General features: G+C 63.1%; 18 protein-coding genes. 8 read left to right on the top strand and 10 right to left on the bottom strand.

Annotated features, from left to right (window positions below; all coding sequences use genetic code 11):
• Positions 1–81 precede the first annotated feature (81 nt).
• The 4 genes from mnmE to AC0L3J_RS03740 form a co-directional block, all read right to left on the bottom strand.
• Positions 82–1440 (bottom strand): tRNA uridine-5-carboxymethylaminomethyl(34) synthesis GTPase MnmE, encoded by a 1359-nt coding sequence (mnmE, locus tag AC0L3J_RS03755; RefSeq protein WP_473345996.1) that lies wholly within the window; start codon positions 1438–1440, stop codon positions 82–84.
• A 310-nt stretch (positions 1441–1750) separates the two neighbouring features.
• A complete protein-coding gene (gene rho, locus AC0L3J_RS03750; RefSeq protein WP_007598612.1) occupies positions 1751–3016 on the bottom strand; it encodes a transcription termination factor Rho in 1266 nt (421 codons plus the stop codon).
• 247 nt (positions 3017–3263) lie between these two features.
• On the bottom strand, positions 3264–3698 hold the full coding sequence (hemJ, locus tag AC0L3J_RS03745; protein ID WP_027566249.1) for a protoporphyrinogen oxidase HemJ: 435 nt from the start codon (positions 3696–3698) through the stop codon (positions 3264–3266).
• A gap of 177 nt (positions 3699–3875) precedes the next feature.
• On the bottom strand, positions 3876–4184 hold the full coding sequence (locus AC0L3J_RS03740; protein WP_473345995.1) for a hypothetical protein: 309 nt from the start codon (positions 4182–4184) through the stop codon (positions 3876–3878).
• On the opposite strand from AC0L3J_RS03740, the gene AC0L3J_RS03735 reads away from it, so the two are divergent.
• From AC0L3J_RS03735 to dnaQ, 4 genes are read left to right on the top strand one after another with little or no spacing between them, the layout of a single operon-like run.
• Positions 4158–4997 carry a pyruvate, water dikinase regulatory protein gene (locus AC0L3J_RS03735; protein ID WP_027514822.1) on the top strand — a complete coding sequence of 280 codons (840 nt, stop codon included), beginning with the start codon at positions 4158–4160 and terminating at the stop codon, positions 4995–4997. The genes AC0L3J_RS03740 and AC0L3J_RS03735 overlap by 27 nt on opposite strands.
• 31 nt (positions 4998–5028) lie before the next feature.
• Positions 5029–5637, top strand: coding sequence for a Maf family nucleotide pyrophosphatase (locus tag AC0L3J_RS03730; protein WP_473345994.1), 609 nt, complete (start codon positions 5029–5031; stop codon positions 5635–5637).
• Between the two features lie 23 nt (positions 5638–5660).
• Positions 5661–6260 (top strand): dephospho-CoA kinase, encoded by a 600-nt coding sequence (gene coaE / locus AC0L3J_RS03725; protein WP_247285461.1) that lies wholly within the window; start codon positions 5661–5663, stop codon positions 6258–6260.
• A 28-nt stretch (positions 6261–6288) separates the two neighbouring features.
• A complete protein-coding gene (gene dnaQ, locus AC0L3J_RS03720; RefSeq protein ID WP_473345993.1) occupies positions 6289–7005 on the top strand; it encodes a DNA polymerase III subunit epsilon in 717 nt (238 codons plus the stop codon).
• Here dnaQ and secB read toward each other — a convergent pair.
• Positions 7002–7484, bottom strand: coding sequence for a protein-export chaperone SecB (gene secB / locus AC0L3J_RS03715; protein WP_007598595.1), 483 nt, complete (start codon positions 7482–7484; stop codon positions 7002–7004). The genes dnaQ and secB overlap by 4 nt on opposite strands.
• A gap of 414 nt (positions 7485–7898) precedes the next feature.
• Here secB and AC0L3J_RS03710 point away from each other — a divergent pair, with 414 nt between their 5' ends.
• From AC0L3J_RS03710 to AC0L3J_RS03700, 3 genes are read left to right on the top strand one after another with little or no spacing between them, the layout of a single operon-like run.
• Positions 7899–8594: a Tim44/TimA family putative adaptor protein gene (locus tag AC0L3J_RS03710; RefSeq protein ID WP_473345992.1), complete on the top strand. Its 696-nt coding sequence runs from the start codon at positions 7899–7901 to the stop codon at positions 8592–8594.
• Positions 8572–10098: a murein transglycosylase A gene (gene mltA, locus AC0L3J_RS03705; RefSeq protein ID WP_473345991.1), complete on the top strand. Its 1527-nt coding sequence runs from the start codon at positions 8572–8574 to the stop codon at positions 10096–10098. Before AC0L3J_RS03710 ends, mltA begins: the two co-directional genes overlap by 23 nt.
• On the top strand, positions 10095–10685 hold the full coding sequence (locus AC0L3J_RS03700; protein WP_473345989.1) for a Smr/MutS family protein: 591 nt from the start codon (positions 10095–10097) through the stop codon (positions 10683–10685). The genes mltA and AC0L3J_RS03700 overlap by 4 nt, the downstream gene beginning before the upstream one ends.
• On the opposite strand, the gene AC0L3J_RS03695 is transcribed toward AC0L3J_RS03700, so the two are convergent.
• The 5 genes from AC0L3J_RS03695 to hslV all read right to left on the bottom strand — a co-directional run bounded on the left by AC0L3J_RS03695 (position 10682) and on the right by hslV (position 15005).
• A complete protein-coding gene (locus AC0L3J_RS03695; RefSeq protein WP_473345988.1) occupies positions 10682–11806 on the bottom strand; it encodes a hypothetical protein in 1125 nt (374 codons plus the stop codon). The two genes, AC0L3J_RS03700 and AC0L3J_RS03695, sit on opposite strands and share 4 nt — an antisense overlap.
• A 180-nt stretch (positions 11807–11986) precedes the next feature.
• Positions 11987–13291: an ATP-dependent protease ATPase subunit HslU gene (hslU, locus tag AC0L3J_RS03690; RefSeq protein WP_473288224.1), complete on the bottom strand. Its 1305-nt coding sequence runs from the start codon at positions 13289–13291 to the stop codon at positions 11987–11989.
• Between the two features lie 50 nt (positions 13292–13341).
• Positions 13342–13959 (bottom strand): DUF2585 domain-containing protein, encoded by a 618-nt coding sequence (locus AC0L3J_RS03685; RefSeq protein WP_473345987.1) that lies wholly within the window; start codon positions 13957–13959, stop codon positions 13342–13344.
• Positions 13956–14441, bottom strand: a complete 486-nt coding sequence (locus tag AC0L3J_RS03680) for a GNAT family N-acetyltransferase (RefSeq protein ID WP_473345986.1) — start codon at positions 14439–14441, stop codon at positions 13956–13958. Before AC0L3J_RS03680 ends, AC0L3J_RS03685 begins: the two co-directional genes overlap by 4 nt.
• Before the next feature lie 3 nt (positions 14442–14444).
• Positions 14445–15005, bottom strand: coding sequence for an ATP-dependent protease subunit HslV (hslV, locus tag AC0L3J_RS03675; RefSeq protein ID WP_354172020.1), 561 nt, complete (start codon positions 15003–15005; stop codon positions 14445–14447).
• A 191-nt stretch (positions 15006–15196) separates the two neighbouring features.
• Here hslV and hisB point away from each other — a divergent pair, with 191 nt between their 5' ends.
• Complete coding sequence (gene hisB, locus AC0L3J_RS03670) at positions 15197–15790, top strand: imidazoleglycerol-phosphate dehydratase HisB (RefSeq protein ID WP_473345985.1); 594 nt, start codon at positions 15197–15199, stop codon at positions 15788–15790.
• Positions 15791–15839 lie beyond the last annotated feature (49 nt).

Here is a 15839-nt window from a genome sequence, read left to right as displayed (position 1 = left end):
CTCTCGGAACCGAGGTGGCCCTGTTTCACGTGAAACACCAAGAAGTGGAACAAGGGCTAGTTCTACAATGAAGAACTAGCCTTACTTTCCAATACAGAATTTCTGGAAAATGGCCCCCAGGACATCTTCGACATCCACGCGACCCAGTAGCCGGCCCAAGGCATAGGCGGCAGCCCGCAGCTCTTCGGCGGCAAGCTCCTCGCCCTCTTCTACTAGCTCAAGACTCCGGCGCAAGCTGTCCGCTGCCCGGCGCAGCAGATCCCGCTGGCGGGCCCGGGTCACCAACGCCCCCTCGGTCGTTCCGAAGAAGTCGGCAGCGAATTTCACCATGGCATCGACCAGCTCGGGAATGCCGTCCCCCCGGCTCGCCGCGATTCCGAACTCACCGCGCAGGCCGACGTCCTTGAGCCCGCCGAGATCGATCTTGTTGCGCACGATCCAGACCGAGCCGCCGGAGCGACCGCCTGCGTTGTCGGACTTTCCCAACAACGGCATCGCGGCCGGATCGACAGCGCGCCCACCCTCCACCAGCCACAACACGAGATCGGCATCTTCGGCTCGCGCTCGCGCCCGGCGAACACCCTCCTGCTCGACCGGATCGTCGGTCTCGCGAATGCCGGCGGTGTCGATCACCGTGACGGGATAGCCATCGAGATCGAGCTGCACCTCGATCACATCGCGCGTCGTGCCGGCATGCGGCGAGACGATCGCCACGTCGCGGCGCGCGAGCTGGTTGATCAGCGTCGACTTGCCGACATTCGGCTCACCCGCGATCGCAACCACCAGGCCGTCGCGCAAGCGTTCAGCTTGTCCCTGTGCCGCAAGGACTTCTGCGATTTCGGCATGCAGCGCGCCGATCGCCTTCACGGCAGGTGCCATCAACTCGGCGGGCACATCGCCCTCGTCGGAGAAATCGATGCCGGCCTCTATTAAGGCCGAGGCCTCGATGATGCGCTCGCGCCAGTCGCGCGCGCGATTGCCGAGGAGACCCTGCAACTGCCGTAACGCCTGGCGGCGCTGGCGGTCGGTGTCGGCATGAATGAGATCGTCGAGGCCCTCCGCCTCAGTCAGGTCGAGCTTGCCGTTCTCGAAGGCGCGCCGCGTGAATTCGCCGGGCTCGGCGGCGCGCATGTTCGGAATTACGGAAATTGCGGCAAAGAGTGCGGCCAGCACCGCGCGGCCGCCATGGACATGAAATTCGGCGACGTCCTCGCCGGTCGCGCTGGCGGGGCCTGGAAACCACAACACCACCGAATCGTCGATCGGCTGGCCCGCGGCATCATGAAGGAGCCGGCGGCTGGCCTGTCTCGGCGCCGGCAGCTTGCCGGCCAGCGCCGTCAGCACCAGGCTGGCGCTTAGCCCGGAGACGCGCACCACCGCGAGCGCGCTCGGCGGACGGCCGGACGACAGCGCAAAGATGGTCTGGTCTCGCGGATGCATGGCCTATTTGTCCGGCTGAAAGAGAAAAGGCAAACATCCGTTTCGGCAGACAAATCGCGCGATTTGCTGCACCAATTCTCGCAGCAAAGCCGATGTTGCGATGCAATAAATTCGCGAGCGTCTGCTGCAAAAACCACTTCCAACGGAATGGGATATGTCCCTCGATTTCGATATTTTCAAATCATATCAATATGTTAGGCGAGGTCCACTCCAAGCGGAAAACACCCCACAATGCTGCACCTTCGCTGCAGCAAAGCCGCACAACGAAAAAGGGCGCCCGAAGGCGCCCTTTGATCATGCTGCACTGCAATCAGGTGTTCATCGAGTCGAAGAACTCGGAATTGCTCTTGGTCGAACGCAGCTTGTCGAGCAGGAAGTCGATTCCGTCCATCGTCCCCATCGGGTTCAGGATGCGGCGGAGCACGTACATCTTCTTCAGAACGACCGGATCGGTGATCAGCTCTTCCTTGCGGGTGCCGGAGCGCGAAATGTCGATCGCCGGGAAGGTCCGCTTGTCCGACACCTTGCGATCGAGGATCAGCTCGGAGTTGCCGGTGCCCTTGAACTCTTCGAAGATGACTTCGTCCATGCGGCTGCCGGTATCGACCAGCGCGGTCGCGATGATCGTCAGCGATCCGCCCTCTTCGATGTTGCGGGCGGCGCCGAAGAAGCGCTTCGGCCGCTGCAGCGCGTTGGCATCGACACCGCCGGTCAGCACCTTGCCCGATGACGGCACCACGGTGTTGTAGGCGCGGCCGAGGCGCGTGATGGAGTCCAGCAGGATCACGACGTCGCGGCCATGCTCGACCAGACGCTTGGCCTTCTCGATCACCATCTCGGCGACCTGGACGTGGCGCACCGCCGGCTCGTCGAAGGTCGAGGACACCACCTCGCCCTTTACCGAGCGCTGCATGTCCGTGACTTCTTCCGGACGTTCGTCGATCAGGAGCACGATCAGATAGCACTCGGGATGGTTATGCGCGATCGAGTGCGCGATGTTCTGCATCAGCACGGTTTTACCCGTGCGCGGCGGCGCGACGATCAGCGCGCGCTGGCCCTTGCCGATCGGCGCGACGATGTCGATCACCCTTGCAGACAGGTCTTTCCGCGTCGGATCGTCGATTTCCATGCGGAAGCGCTGATTCGGAAACAGCGGCGTGAGGTTGTCGAAATTGACCTTGTGCTTGGCCTTTTCCGGGTCCTCGAAATTGAGCGTGTTGACCTTCAGCAGCGCGAAATAGCGCTCGCCCTCTTTCGGGCTGCGGATGTGGCCTTCGATGGTGTCGCCGGTGCGCAGGCCAAAACGGCGGATCTGCGAGGGCGAAACGTAGATGTCGTCCGGGCCCGGCAGATAATTCGCATCGGGCGAGCGGAGGAAGCCGAAGCCGTCGGAGAGAACCTCGACGACGCCTTCGCCGACAATGTCGGTCTCGGCGAGCGCAAGCTGCTTGAGGATAGCGAACAGCAGCTCCTGCTTGCGCATGGTGCTGGCATTCTCGACCCCATTCTCTTCCGCGAACGAGACGAGCTCGGCCGGCGTCTTCGACTTGAGGTCCTGGAGTTTGATTTCCCGCATTGGGGTGGTCCTGTGGGGTAACCTGGGAGGGGGGTGCGAGGAGGCTCTGAAATGCGGACGCGAAAAGGTAAGGTCCGCAGGTCTGGCAAGGAGAGCGCCGGTGAGGCTTCAAACCTGATGGGGTGTCCGGCCTCTGGAAAGCTCAGACACGACCACATCCGCCTGCGTTGGGTGGGATATCGCTAATATAGAAAATCGCCTCACACTCCGCAAGCAGAAGCACTGAGCGATTGTTGGCGACCGCTGCCTAGAACGGCTTCACGATCACCATGATGACGATCAGAATCATCAGGGCAGTCGGTACCTCGTTGATAATACGATAAAATTTCTGGCTTCGGGGGCGCCGGTCCGCCGCGAAATCCTTCAACCAGCGCGAAAAAAAGCCGTGGACCGCGGACATCGCCAAGACCAGTGCCAGTTTTACGTGCAGCCAGCCGAAAGTGAACCAGTGTCCAGCCCAGGCGAGATAAAGCCCGGCGAGCCAGGTCACGATCATGGCGGGGTTGATGATCGCCTTGAACAGCCGCCGTTCCATGGTCTTGAACGTTTCCGACTGCTTCGAGCCGATTTCGGCCTCGCAATGATAAACAAACAGCCGCGGCAAATAGAGCATGCCCGCCATCCAGGAGATGACGGCGATCACATGCAGCGCCTTGATCCAGAGGTAGACGTCTTCAAACATGTCTGAGGTCCGGATTCCTGCCCAGCCGAGGTGGAACGCTGGGGATAGTAAGGAGTCGTTAAGGTCTTGCCTGCACACATATCCGTCCGTAGCGCCCTTCTCCAATAAGAATCTTAGATTCTTAAGGTTTGAGTCTATGTGACGGTGAATTGGACTCACACATTTCCGTCCGCCCGTTCACACGCGCTTGTTCACATCCATCAACATATCCCTGATCGCTCTGGCCGCTTTCGATAAGTCGGTCAGCTTCAAAGGCTTGCGCGTTTCTGTCGCCAGCTTATCAAGAGGGTTATCGACGCAATCCCGTTTCCCTTTCGGCAGGGCGTCGAAGTTGTTCTCAGGGGCAGTGGTGTGAAGAAAATTGGCACTTGTCCCGCCCCCGGTGTCGCACATCCCTTTCCAAGGGGTTAAGCTCCACAGAAATCCACAAACCACACCGGTTTCATACAAAGGGCTTTTGTGCCGACCTCGAGCAATTATTTCCATCTGCACCTCGTCTCCGACTCCACCGGTGAGACGCTGATCACGGTGGCGCGCGCCGTTGCCGCCCAGTACGCCAACGTGACCCCGGTCGAGCACGTCTATCCGTTGGTGCGCAGCCAGAAACAGCTTGATCGCGTGCTCGACGAGATCGAGGAAGCACCGGGAATCGTGCTGTTCACGCTGCTCGAGAAGGATCTGGTCGCCAGGCTCGAGGACAAGTGCAAGGGGATCAATGTTCCGAGCCTGTCGATCATTGGCCCGGTGATGCAGTTGTTCGAGGCCTATCTCGGAGCCGCCACGACCGGCCGGGTCGGCGCCCAGCACGTCCTCAATGCGGAATACTTCAAGCGCATCGACGCGTTGAACTACACAATGATCCATGATGACGGCCAGCATGTCGAAGGGCTCGATGATGCGGACGTGGTGCTCGTCGGCGTTTCCCGCACCTCCAAGACCCCGACCTCGATCTACCTCGCCAACCGCGGCATCCGCACTGCCAACGTGCCGCTGGTTCCAGGCATTCCGGTGCCCTCGCAACTGGAAACGTTGACGCGACCGCTGGTGGTGAGCTTGCATGCGACGCCGGAACGCTTGATTCAGGTGCGCACGAACCGTCTGCTCTCCATGGGCGCCGATTCCAGCAGCGACACCTATACCGACAAGCAGTCGGTCGCCGAAGAGGTCGCATTTGCCCGCAAGCTGAGCGCCAAGCACGATTGGCCGCTGCTCGACGTCACGCGGCGCTCGATCGAGGAAACCGCCGCGGCGATCATGAAACTCTATAGTGATCGTCAGCGTAACCGGCCTTCTGAATAAACTTGAGAACAGTCTTGGGAATGGTTTCGCGATGGGTCTGTGGCTCGGCAAATCTTCGTTGATCCTGGCCTCGCAGAGCAGCGCGCGAAAGATGCTGCTGGCCAACGCCGGGCTTGAGTTCAAGGCGATTACGGCTGATATCGACGAGCGCGGCATCCAGGCCGCCTCCGGGCTTTCTGGTCCGCGCGAGATTGCGCTGCTGCTGGCGCGCGAAAAAGCCAAGGCAGTCTCGGCCCATCACGCCGGAAGCACCGTCCTCGGTGCGGATCAAACGCTGGCGCTTGGCGATCGCCTCTTCAACAAGCCTACGGGCCGCGCCCAGGCGCTGGCGCAACTGCGCGATCTCTCCGGCAAATGCCATGAGCTGAATTCCGCAGTGGCGATAGCACGCGATGGCGTGATCATCTTCGAGGACGTCTCGGTCGCCCGCCTCACCATGCGGCAGATGACCGAGGCCGAGCTTTCGGCCTATCTCGACACCGCCGGCGATGCCGTCACCACCAGCGTCGGCGGCTATCAGCTCGAAAGCCTGGGGATCCATTTGTTCGAGCGTATCGAGGGCGATCACTTCACCATTCTCGGCCTGCCGCTGCTGCCGCTGCTTGCGTTCCTGCGGCGCGAGCGGCTAGTTGCGGTGTGAATGGCAGAGATGGCTGGGCGCTGATGCGGATCCTGGGACTGACCGGCTCGATCGGGATGGGTAAATCCACCACCGCGAAATTATTCGCGGAGGCTGGTGTCCCTGTCTACGATGCCGATGCGGCCGTCCATCAGCTCTATGAGGGCGAGGCTGCGCCCGCGATCGAGGCCGCCTTCCCCGGCACCACCGCGAACGGCAAGGTCGATCGGCCAAAACTGTCGGCGCGTGTGGTGCACGATGCTGCGGCCATCAAGCAGCTCGAGCAGATCGTTCATCCGATGCTCGGTGCTTCCCGGAAAAAATTCTTCGCCGACGCCGAAGCGGCCAACGCGCCGGTCGTGGTGCTGGACATTCCGCTGCTGTTCGAGACGGGTGGCGAGACGCGGGTCGATGCCGTGGTCGTGGTGACGACGTCTCCGGAACTGCAGCGCGAGCGGGTGCTGGCGCGCGGCACGATGGACGAGGCCAAGCTCGACGCCATCATCGCCAAGCAGACACCCGATGCGGAAAAGCGCAGGCGTGCCGATTTCGTGGTGGATACGTCGCACGGACTTGATCCAGTGCGCGCCCAAATCGCGCACATCCTCGCCGAGGTCGTTAAGATGCCGCAGCGGCGCGCCTGATTCGCCGCCTGACACGGCTTCTTGGATCATGCGCGAAATCGTTCTCGACACCGAAACCACCGGCCTCGACCCGCTGCGGGGAGATCGCCTGGTCGAAATCGGCTGCGTCGAGATGCTCAATCGCATGCCGACGGGACAGAGCTTCCACGTCTACATCAATCCCGAAAGGGACATGCCGGCAGAAGCCTTTGCGGTGCACGGGCTGTCGGCCGAGTTTCTGGCGACCAAGCAGCTGTTCCACGAGGTCGTCGACGATTTTCTGGAGTTCATCGGCGACGCGCCGCTGGTGATCCACAATGCCTCGTTCGACATCAGCTTCATCAATGCCGAGCTCGACCGGATCAAGCGCCCGGCGATCCCGCGCGAGCGACTGGTCGATACGCTGCTGCTGGCACGGCGCAAGCATCCCGGCGTGTCGAACCGGCTCGACGATCTCTGCTCGCGCTATGCGATCGACAATTCACGCCGCACCAAGCACGGCGCATTGCTCGACGCGGAATTGCTTGCGGAAGTCTATGTGGATCTGGTCGGGGCGCGGCAATCGCAGCTGCTGCTGGCGTCGGAATCCGAGGAGACTCGCGCCAATGGGGCTGCCGATGCGCCACGGCGGCAGCGGCCGGCGCCGCTCTCGCCGCGGATTTCAGACGCCGAGCGCGAGGCCCACCGGGCCTTCATCGCAACGCTCGGCGACAAGGCGATCTGGAACGAGTTTCTGCCCGCTCCAGCTGCCCCTTTGGCTGGTTAAGCCTGGCCGCTCGGCTGAGCGGCCATTTGCCGCTCCATGTTCTGACGATAGAGGCCGACGAAGTCGACCGGATCCAGCATCAAAGGCGGGAACCCGCCGTCACGCACGGCAGTGGCGATGATCTCGCGGGCGAACGGGAACAGCAGGCGCGGGCATTCGATCATGACCAGCGGATGCAAATTGTCCTTCGGCACGTTGGAGATGCGGAACACGCCGGCATAAGCGAGCTCGAACGAGAACATGATCTTGCCGGCGGTCTCGGCCTTGCCCTCGACCGACAACGTCACCTCGAACTCCTGTTCGCTGAGATTGTTGGCGCTGACATTGATCTGGATGTTGATCTGGGGCGGCTGGCTCTGCTGCTGGAGCGAGCTGGGCGCGTTCGGATTTTCGAACGAGAGGTCCTTGGTATATTGCGCCAGGACGTTGAGCTGGGGAGCCTGGGCCGCCTCGGGAGGGGTGCCGTTACCGTTGGTCATAAGAGTGTCTCCTTACCCGATTGGGCTGAATTTCGCGGCGGTTGGCTAACATAGGGCTACCTCGTTCCACAAGGACGAACGGTCCCGGATGGGGAATTCCGGCCACGGCCACAACTGCGGCGTTCACCCCGTCGATCCCGCCTAACCGCGGCTTAAACGATTGAAGATGCGCGATTTCCGGGCAGGATCGGGTTTCCCCTTAAGCATAAAACGCGCTACACTCGGTGCTGTGCCAAAAGGCGCCATTGGCCGGGCAAGATTTCGTGCCTACATCCCACGGACCTGACGCGCGGACCCGAAATGGTGATGTAGACTTGCCGTTCCGGTATGGAACGGTCTACTGGCCGGATCGATTTTCCCGGCACGACCCCTTCGAACGGCCCCTTCTACAGACGACCAGAAAGCGAATACGACGTGGACATCTACACCATCATCTTCCTGGCGCTGGCGGTCTTCATCTTTCTGAGGCTGCGCAGCGTGCTGGGGCAGCGCACCGGTAACGAGCGGCCGCCGTTCGACCGCAACGCGCTCCAGGGTGCCCAGGACAAGAACGTCGTCACCATGCCGGGCAAGGTCATCGACCAGGCCCCCTTGGCGCCGACGGCCGAGCCGGCCCCGCCCTCCGACCGCTGGAAGGGCCTGACCGAGCCGGGCACCGTGCTCGCCCAGGGTCTCGACTCCATTGTCGAAAAGGATTCCACCTTCGATCCGCGCCATTTCATCTCCGGCGCCCGCGGCGCCTATGAGATGATCGTGCTGGCCTTTGCCAATGGCGACCGCCGTTCGCTGAAAGACCTGTTGTCGTCGGAGGTCTATGACAGCTTCGATGCCGCGATCAAGGAGCGCGAGAAGAACGAGCAGAAGACCGAGACGCGCTTTGTCTCGATCGACAAGGCCGAGCTCGTCGGCGCCGAGCTGCGCGACCGCACCGCCCAGCTCACGATCCGCTTCGTCTCGCAGATGATCTCGGCCACCCGAGACAAGGCCGGCAATATCGTCGACGGCAGCGCCGACACGGTCGCCGACATCACCGACATCTGGACTTTCGCCCGCGACATCACCTCTCGCGATCCGAACTGGAAGCTGGTTGGCACCGGAAGCGCGAATTAAGGCTTTCCTGAAGACCAGCGCGACGGCGCTTTGCGCAGGTGCCGTCGCGCTGTCGTCGTTTTCACTCGGCGCCGAGGCGGCGCGGCGCCACTATCGCAGCCATCACCATCATCTCCCGGGATTGCCTGCCGCGCCGCCGCGCGCCTTGCCGTATCCGCAGCTTCCCCTGCCGTTCGAGATTCCCGGCGCGCAATATCTGCCGCTGGCCTGGGCCGACGTGAAGGGCTGGGGCGATGACAATCATCTCGCCGCCTACAAGACCTTTCGCGCCAGCTGCCGTCCGATCAGCGCGCAGACCGGCGCTCCCGAACCGAAGGCTTTGGGTGCCTCGCTGGCCGAACCCTGCCGGGTCGCCAAATCGCTCGAGCTTACCGACGACGCCAGGGCCAAAACCTTCTTCGAGGAGAATTTCGCGCCGCTGCGGATATCTCGCCTCGGCGAGCCCGACGGTTTCGTCACCGGCTATTACGAACCGGTGCTGGAGGGATCGCGCACGCAGACCGATGTCTACAACGTCCCGGTCTATCGCCGCCCGTCGAACCTGTTCGTGCGCGGCTACAAGCAGGATTCGGTCAGCCTGCCCAACAAGGGCGCGGTCTATCGCAAGATCGGCCGCCGCAAGCTCGTGCCCTATTACGACCGCGCCGAGATCGAGGATGGCAAGATCGCCGGCCGCGGACTCGAGATTGCCTGGCTGAAGGACCCGACCGATCTGCTGTTCGCCCAGATCCAGGGCTCGGCGCGGATCAAGTTCGACGACGGCGGCACAGTCCGGCTCAATTACGATGCCTATAACGGCTATCCCTATACGGCGGTCGGTCGCATCCTGATCGAGCGCGGCATCATTCCGAAGGAAGAGATGTCGATGCAGAAGATCAGGGAGTGGATGGCCCAGACTCCCGACGGCGCCAAGGAGCTGCGGCGCCAGAACCGCTCCTACATCTTCTTCCGCGAGGTCAATCTGTCCGACAAGGAGGAGGCGGTCGGCGCGCAAGGTATCCCTCTGACGGCCGGCCGCTCGATCGCGGTGGACAAATCGCTCCACGTCTACGGCACGCCGTTCTTCATCGAAGGCGAGCTGCCGATCGATTCCGAACGCGCGAAGACGCCGTTCCATCGGTTGATGATCGCGCAGGACACCGGCTCGGCCATCATCGGTCCGGCGCGCGCCGATCTCTATTTCGGCGCGGGTCAGGAGGCCGGCCGCGTCTCCGGACGGCTGCGCCATGCCATGCATTTCGTGATGCTGGTGCCGAAGGGCCTTGATCCCACGGCGCGCGGCGCGCGGCTCCCGATGCCGGACCCGCGGCCTTCGGAGAAGATCGCAAAGCTGTTTCCGCAAACGGAGACCGCGAAGGACAAGCCGGCGGCAGCCGTGGCGCAAAGCACGAGCGAGACCGTCGCTGTCGCCGGTCCAGTCCCGCTACCGGTGCCGCGTCCCGTAATCGAGCCAGTTCAGGAGCCGCGGCGGCCGGTTAAAAATCGTTCCCATCGGCAGCAATGAAGCGATCGTCCCGTCCGCCCGTGCTGGAGCCTCGTCCCTCGCCGCGCCGTCGCGCGCTGAGCGAGGAAGAGCGCGCTCTGTGGGATGCGATCGCCAAGCAGGTCAAGCCGCTGAGGAAGCATCGTGCCGCCAAGGTGCAGGCCGCGCCGCGCACCGAGCCTTCCCCCGCAGCGCCCGCCACGCGGCTTGCGTCCTCGCCACGTCCGATGGCCGCCGCCCCGGCACCGCGTGCAGCGAAGCCGGCCGTGCCGCCGCTGGCGCCGCTCGGCAAACGCGAGCGCACAAAACTGTCGCGCGGGCGTAGCGAGATCGAGGCGCGGCTCGATCTGCACGGCATGACCCAGATGCGCGCCCATCGCGCACTGACCGGCTTCCTGCACCGCGCCCACCATGATGGTCTGACCTTCGTGCTCGTGATCACCGGCAAGGGCCGAAGCGGCGGCGAAAGCGGCGTGCTGCGCCGTCAGGTGCCGGAATGGCTGAGCCTGCCGGAATTCCGCGCCTTCGTTGTGGGGTTTGAAGAGGCCGGTATCGGCCATGGCGACGAGGGCGCGCTTTACGTGCGGATCAGGCGAGCGAGATACTAGAACGGCCGCACGATGCCGACGCGCGGGATCAGCGTGAGGATCAGGCCCAAAATATTTGTCTTCCGATCCTCGGCCGGAATCAGCGGCGTCTCGCGCGCGGCGGGGAGCATCTTCACCGCGTGCAGGATCAGGAACATGCAGACCGCCCAGTTCGAGATCCAGCGCGAATAGTCGAACACCATCGCGAACATCACGAGACAGGCGAGGCTGACGCCGGCGAGCGCCGCGACCACGAGACGGCGATGCGTGTCGCTTGCGAGCGCAGCGATCAGGTTCGCAAAATAGCGCCACAGCGGTGTGTGCAGCCAGATCAGCAGCGCGAACACGGGCACGCCGAGGATGTTGTGGGGCAGGCGGCCCCAGGTGTCGGAAATCTCCCGCGCCAGCGGCTGATACCAGATGTAGGCGAACTGCAGCAGGTCGGCCCGCGACGGAACGGCCATCCGGCTCTTCAGGTAGGAAACGAAATCCGCCTCCGGGATCGGCATCGTTCCCCAAAATTGCGCGGCGAAGAACAGCGCGGAGACGGCAACCAAAGCAATGATGCCGAACGCGACATTGGTGCGATCGCAGCCTTGCATCAGATAATACCTGATCACGACGATGGTGACGATGGTCGGCACATACATCAGCAGATGGATGTGGTGGATCAGGATGAGAATGATCGAGAACAGCGCAGCGAGCGCCACGAACAGCAGCGAGCCGGCCGGCACCAGCAGCAGGATGATCGCCAGCGCGCAGCCATAGATATCGAAATGGCCGAGCGTGTGCATGAAGTTTTTGAGGAAGAACGGCGAGCCCGCGATGAAGACGAACAGCGGCAATGTCTTCGCGGTGAAGCCGAACGTTGTCTGGAAGAGCCTTGCGTACAGCCCGAGCGTCGCCAGCCATGTCGCGCCGCCGAGCGCGAACACCAGCCATAGCGGCACCTTGTCGGTGAACAGCGCGACGATCGCCCCGATCAGCGCGCGCTTGATGAAGCCGAAATGATAGTCGACGAGGAGGTGGATGTAGGGGACGTAAGGCGGTAGCTGGATCTTGTGAACGAAGACGCCGACGATGACCGCCGCGTTGATCGCGAGCAGGATGCGCCAGGGGTTTTTCTGAAAGTCAGCGAACATGTGGCACTCGACGCGCGGCACCTTCCGCTGTCGTCCCGGCGAAGGCCGGGACCCATAGCCACGAATGTTTGCTTTGAGCCAAGGCTGGAGCCGCTATCTCTTCCAACAATAACCGCTGGTGGTTATGGGTCCCGGCCTTCGCCGGGACGACGGCGGAATAAATAGCGCGGCCCGGTCAAATTACAAAATGAACCGGCTCAGATCCGCGTTCTTGGCGAGGTCGCCGACGTGCTTTTGCACGAAATCGGCGTCGACCCTGACGGTCTCGCCGCTGCGGTCGGGGGCGGTGAAGGAGATCTCGTCCAGCACCCGCTCCATCACCGTCTGCAGCCGCCGCGCGCCGATGTTCTCGACGGTGGAATTGACGGCGACCGCGACGTCCGCAAGCGCGTCGATGGCATTGTCGGTGATGTCGAGCGTGACGCCCTCGGTCTGCATCAGCGCGACATATTGCTTGATCAGCGAAGCCTCGGGCTCGGTCAGGATGCGGCGCATGTCGTCGCGGGTCAGCGCCTGCAGCTCGACGCGGATCGGCAGGCGGCCCTGCAGTTCCGGCAACAAATCGGACGGCTTTGCGACGTGGAAGGCGCCGGAGGCAATGAACAGAATGTGGTCGGTCTTCACTGCGCCGTGCTTGGTCGAGACCGTGGTGCCTTCGATCAGCGGCAGCAGGTCGCGCTGCACGCCCTCGCGTGAGACGTCGCCGCCGGCGCGGCCTTCGCGGGCGCAGATCTTGTCGATCTCGTCCAGGAACACGATGCCGTTGTTCTCGACGGCGCTGATCGCCTCCATCGTCAACTGATCGCTGTCGAGCAGCTTGTCGGATTCCTCGTTGACGAGGATCTCGTGCGAGCTCTCCACCGTCAGCCGCCGCGTCTTGCTGCGGCCGCCGAGCTTGCCGAAGATGTCGCCGATCGAAACCGCGCCCATCTGCGCGCCGGGCATGCCCGGGATCTCGAACATCGGAAAGCCGCTGCCGCCGCCTTGCGTCTCGATCTCGATTTCCTTGTCGTTGAGCTCGCCCGCGCGCAGCTTCTTGCGGAAGGAGTCCCGAGTCGCCGCGCTGGAATTGGCGCCGACCAGGGCATCGAGCACGCGCTCCTCGGCGGCGAGCTGCGCTCGGGCCTGCACGTCCTTGCGCTTGCGCTCGCGGACCTGGGCGATCGCGACCTCGACGAGATCGCGCACGATCTGCTCGACGTCACGGCCGACATAGCCGACCTCGGTGAATTTCGTCGCCTCGACCTTCAGGAACGGCGCGTTGGCAAGCTTGGCGAGCCGCCGCGCGATCTCGGTCTTGCCGACGCCGGTCGGGCCGATCATCAAAATGTTCTTCGGCAGCACCTCTTCGCGCAAGGAGCCTTCGAGCTGCTGCCGCCGCCAGCGGTTGCGCAGCGCGATCGAGACGGCGCGCTTGGCATCGGCCTGGCCGACGATGAAACGGTCGAGTTCGGAAACGATTTCGCGGGGAGAGAAGTCTGTCATGGGACCTTAGCTAGGATCAGATGCGGGGCGGGACAAGCCGCTTTTTTGCGTCAGATGATCGGCGGACCCGATTGCCATTGTTTCACGGCCTCGACCGGGTGGATCAGCATCAGGATATTGAGCGTCAGATTGTCGCGAATATGGAGCGCCAGCATGATTTCGAAGGCGAGCCCGAGCAGGACGGTCACCGATACAGGCAGCAGGCGCGCAGCGAGGAAGCCCAGCATCATGGACAGATTGTCAGAGACCGAATTGACGATGCTGTCGCCGAAATAATCCAGCGAGATCGTGCCGGCGCGGTAGCGTTCGATGATGAAGGGCGAGTTCTCGACGATCTCCCAGGCGCCCTCGATCAGCATCGCGATGATCAGGCGCGCGGGCCAGGACAGAGACACGAACGGCAGGCGCGCGAACAGCAGCCAGGTCAGTCCGTAGAACAGGAAGCCGTGCAGGATGTGCGAAAAGCTGTACCAGTCGGCGATGTGCTGCGAGTTCTCCGAGCTGTTCACCACGCCATGCCACAGCTTGACATAGCCGCAAGTGCAGATCGGCACCCGGCCCATCGCCAGCAGAATCGAGGCCTGCATCGCCAGCAGCAGCAGCGCGATGCCGACCCAGGCGAGCGGTGGAAACGCGGCCTTGCTCTCATGCGTGGTTGCCAGCGTCATGGCTCGCGTACCATCAGGAGTGCGGGCCCGTCGGGCGTCTCGACCATGCGCTCGCGGACAAAGCCGGCCTTCTGATAGGCACGCACGGCGCGCACGTTGAGCGGATCGGGATCAGTGACGATGCGCGGCAGGCCCTGCCGCAATTGCGCGTCGGCGAATTGGCGGATGAATGCCGAACCGTGCCCGCGCGCGATCATGTCGCTTTCGCCGATGAATTGATCGATGCCACGCGTGCCCTCCGGTTGCGGCCCAAGACCCGTGTTCCAGGCGGTCAGGCGGTAGCATTGAAGATAGCCGAACGGCTTGCCGTCGGCCAACACGATGAACTGGTCCATGTCGGGGTCATCGAGATCGCCGCTCACGAGCGCGAACTGCTCGTCCGGATCGCCCCACCATTCCCGCACATGTGCCTCGCCCAGCCATCGCCGGATCAACGGCAGGTCGGCCGCGGTCATCTGGCGGAAGGTGTAGGCGGGGGTCATGGCCTACCCGGCCGACAGCGCTTCGACGGTAACATTACGGTTGGTGTAGACGCAGATGTCGGCGGCGATGTCGAGGGAGCGGCGGACGATGGTCTCGGCGTCCTTGTCGGTGTCGAGCAGGGCGCGGGCGGCCGCTAGCGCGTAATTCCCGCCGGAGCCGATCGCCATCACGCCCGCTTCGGGCTCCAGCACGTCGCCGGTGCCTGTCAGCACCAGGGAGACGTCCTTGTCGGCGACGATCATCATGGCCTCCAGCCGTCGCAAATAACGGTCGGTGCGCCAGTCCTTGGCGAGCTCGACGGCGGCCCGGGTCAATTGCCCCGGATATTGCTCGAGCTTGGCTTCCAACCGCTCGAACAGCGTGAAGGCGTCGGCCGTGGCGCCGGCAAAGCCGCCGATGACGTCGCCCTTGCCGAGTTTCCGGACCTTCCTGGCGTTGGACTTGATCACGGTCTGGCCGATCGAGACCTGGCCGTCGCCGCCGACCACCACCGTGCCGCCCTTGCGGACCGTCAAAATCGTGGTGCCGTGCCAGACCGGCGAGCTGTTCTGGGAAGCCTGCATGAATGATCCTCGTTGTCCGGGCTGATTTAGGCGGTCGGGAGCGGGGGCACAACGGGCCGCTCCGGGACCAATTTCGCTCACCATAGGCAGAAGTAGAGGCCCGGCCCGCCGTTCCCGCAGTAGCGAAGGCGTCATTTGGCTGTTAAAAGACCGGCGTTTTCGGCCCCGAACGAGGATGAAAGCCAGTTTTGATGCGCACCGCGACGATCAAGCGCAAGACCAAGGAAACCGACATCGAGGTCACCGTGAACCTCGATGGCACCGGCGTGTCCAATATCGCGACCGGCATCGGCTTTTTCGACCATATGCTCGATCTCCTCGCCCGCCATTCCCGCATCGACCTCACGGTCAAGGCGGTCGGCGATCTGCACATCGATCATCACCATACCACCGAAGACACCGGCATCGCGCTCGGCCAGGCCGTCAAGCAGGCGCTCGGCAACATGGCGGGCATCACCCGCTATGCAGGCGTGCACATGCCCATGGACGAGACGCTGTCGCGGGTGGTCATCGACATCTCGGGCCGCCCGGTCCTGGTGTTCAAGGTCGACTTCCCCCGCGACAAGATCGGCGAGTTCGACACCGAGCTGGTGCGCGAGTGGTTCCAGGCCTTCGCCATGAACGCGGGCGTGACTCTTCACGTCGAGACCCTATATGGCGATAACAGCCACCATATCGCCGAGTCCTGCTTCAAGGGTCTGGCACGGGCGCTGCGCACCGCCATCGCGATCGATCCGAAGGCTCTGGGCGAAATCCCGTCCACCAAGGGCTCGCTCGGCGGCTGACATCTTTCGGCCCGCGGCCCGCGCCGTTTGCGGTATCACTGAATTCCTA

It is taken from the genome of Bradyrhizobium sp. Kon37 (assembly GCF_055807535.1).
The sequence above is the reverse complement of the archived record's forward strand: the minus strand, read 5'-3'. Positions and strand labels throughout refer to the sequence as shown.

What these genes read in the sequence shown, in the direction of transcription:
- mnmE (WP_473345996.1), bottom strand. Translation starts at nt 1,440, where the DNA reads ATGCATCCGCGAGACCAGACCATCTTTGCGCTGTCGTCCGGCCGTCCG.
- rho (WP_007598612.1), bottom strand. Translation starts at nt 3,016, where the DNA reads ATGCGGGAAATCAAACTCCAGGACCTCAAGTCGAAGACGCCGGCCGAG.
- hemJ (WP_027566249.1), bottom strand. Translation starts at nt 3,698, where the DNA reads ATGTTTGAAGACGTCTACCTCTGGATCAAGGCGCTGCATGTGATCGCC.
- AC0L3J_RS03740 (WP_473345995.1), bottom strand. Translation starts at nt 4,184, where the DNA reads ATGGAAATAATTGCTCGAGGTCGGCACAAAAGCCCTTTGTATGAAACC.
- AC0L3J_RS03730 (WP_473345994.1), top strand. Translation starts at nt 5,029, where the DNA reads ATGGGTCTGTGGCTCGGCAAATCTTCGTTGATCCTGGCCTCGCAGAGC.
- coaE (WP_247285461.1), top strand. Translation starts at nt 5,661, where the DNA reads ATGCGGATCCTGGGACTGACCGGCTCGATCGGGATGGGTAAATCCACC.
- dnaQ (WP_473345993.1), top strand. Translation starts at nt 6,289, where the DNA reads ATGCGCGAAATCGTTCTCGACACCGAAACCACCGGCCTCGACCCGCTG.
- secB (WP_007598595.1), bottom strand. Translation starts at nt 7,484, where the DNA reads ATGACCAACGGTAACGGCACCCCTCCCGAGGCGGCCCAGGCTCCCCAG.
- AC0L3J_RS03700 (WP_473345989.1), top strand. Translation starts at nt 10,095, where the DNA reads ATGAAGCGATCGTCCCGTCCGCCCGTGCTGGAGCCTCGTCCCTCGCCG.
- AC0L3J_RS03695 (WP_473345988.1), bottom strand. Translation starts at nt 11,806, where the DNA reads ATGTTCGCTGACTTTCAGAAAAACCCCTGGCGCATCCTGCTCGCGATC.
- hslU (WP_473288224.1), bottom strand. Translation starts at nt 13,291, where the DNA reads ATGACAGACTTCTCTCCCCGCGAAATCGTTTCCGAACTCGACCGTTTC.
- AC0L3J_RS03685 (WP_473345987.1), bottom strand. Translation starts at nt 13,959, where the DNA reads ATGACGCTGGCAACCACGCATGAGAGCAAGGCCGCGTTTCCACCGCTC.
- AC0L3J_RS03680 (WP_473345986.1), bottom strand. Translation starts at nt 14,441, where the DNA reads ATGACCCCCGCCTACACCTTCCGCCAGATGACCGCGGCCGACCTGCCG.
- hslV (WP_354172020.1), bottom strand. Translation starts at nt 15,005, where the DNA reads ATGCAGGCTTCCCAGAACAGCTCGCCGGTCTGGCACGGCACCACGATT.
- hisB (WP_473345985.1), top strand. Translation starts at nt 15,197, where the DNA reads ATGCGCACCGCGACGATCAAGCGCAAGACCAAGGAAACCGACATCGAG.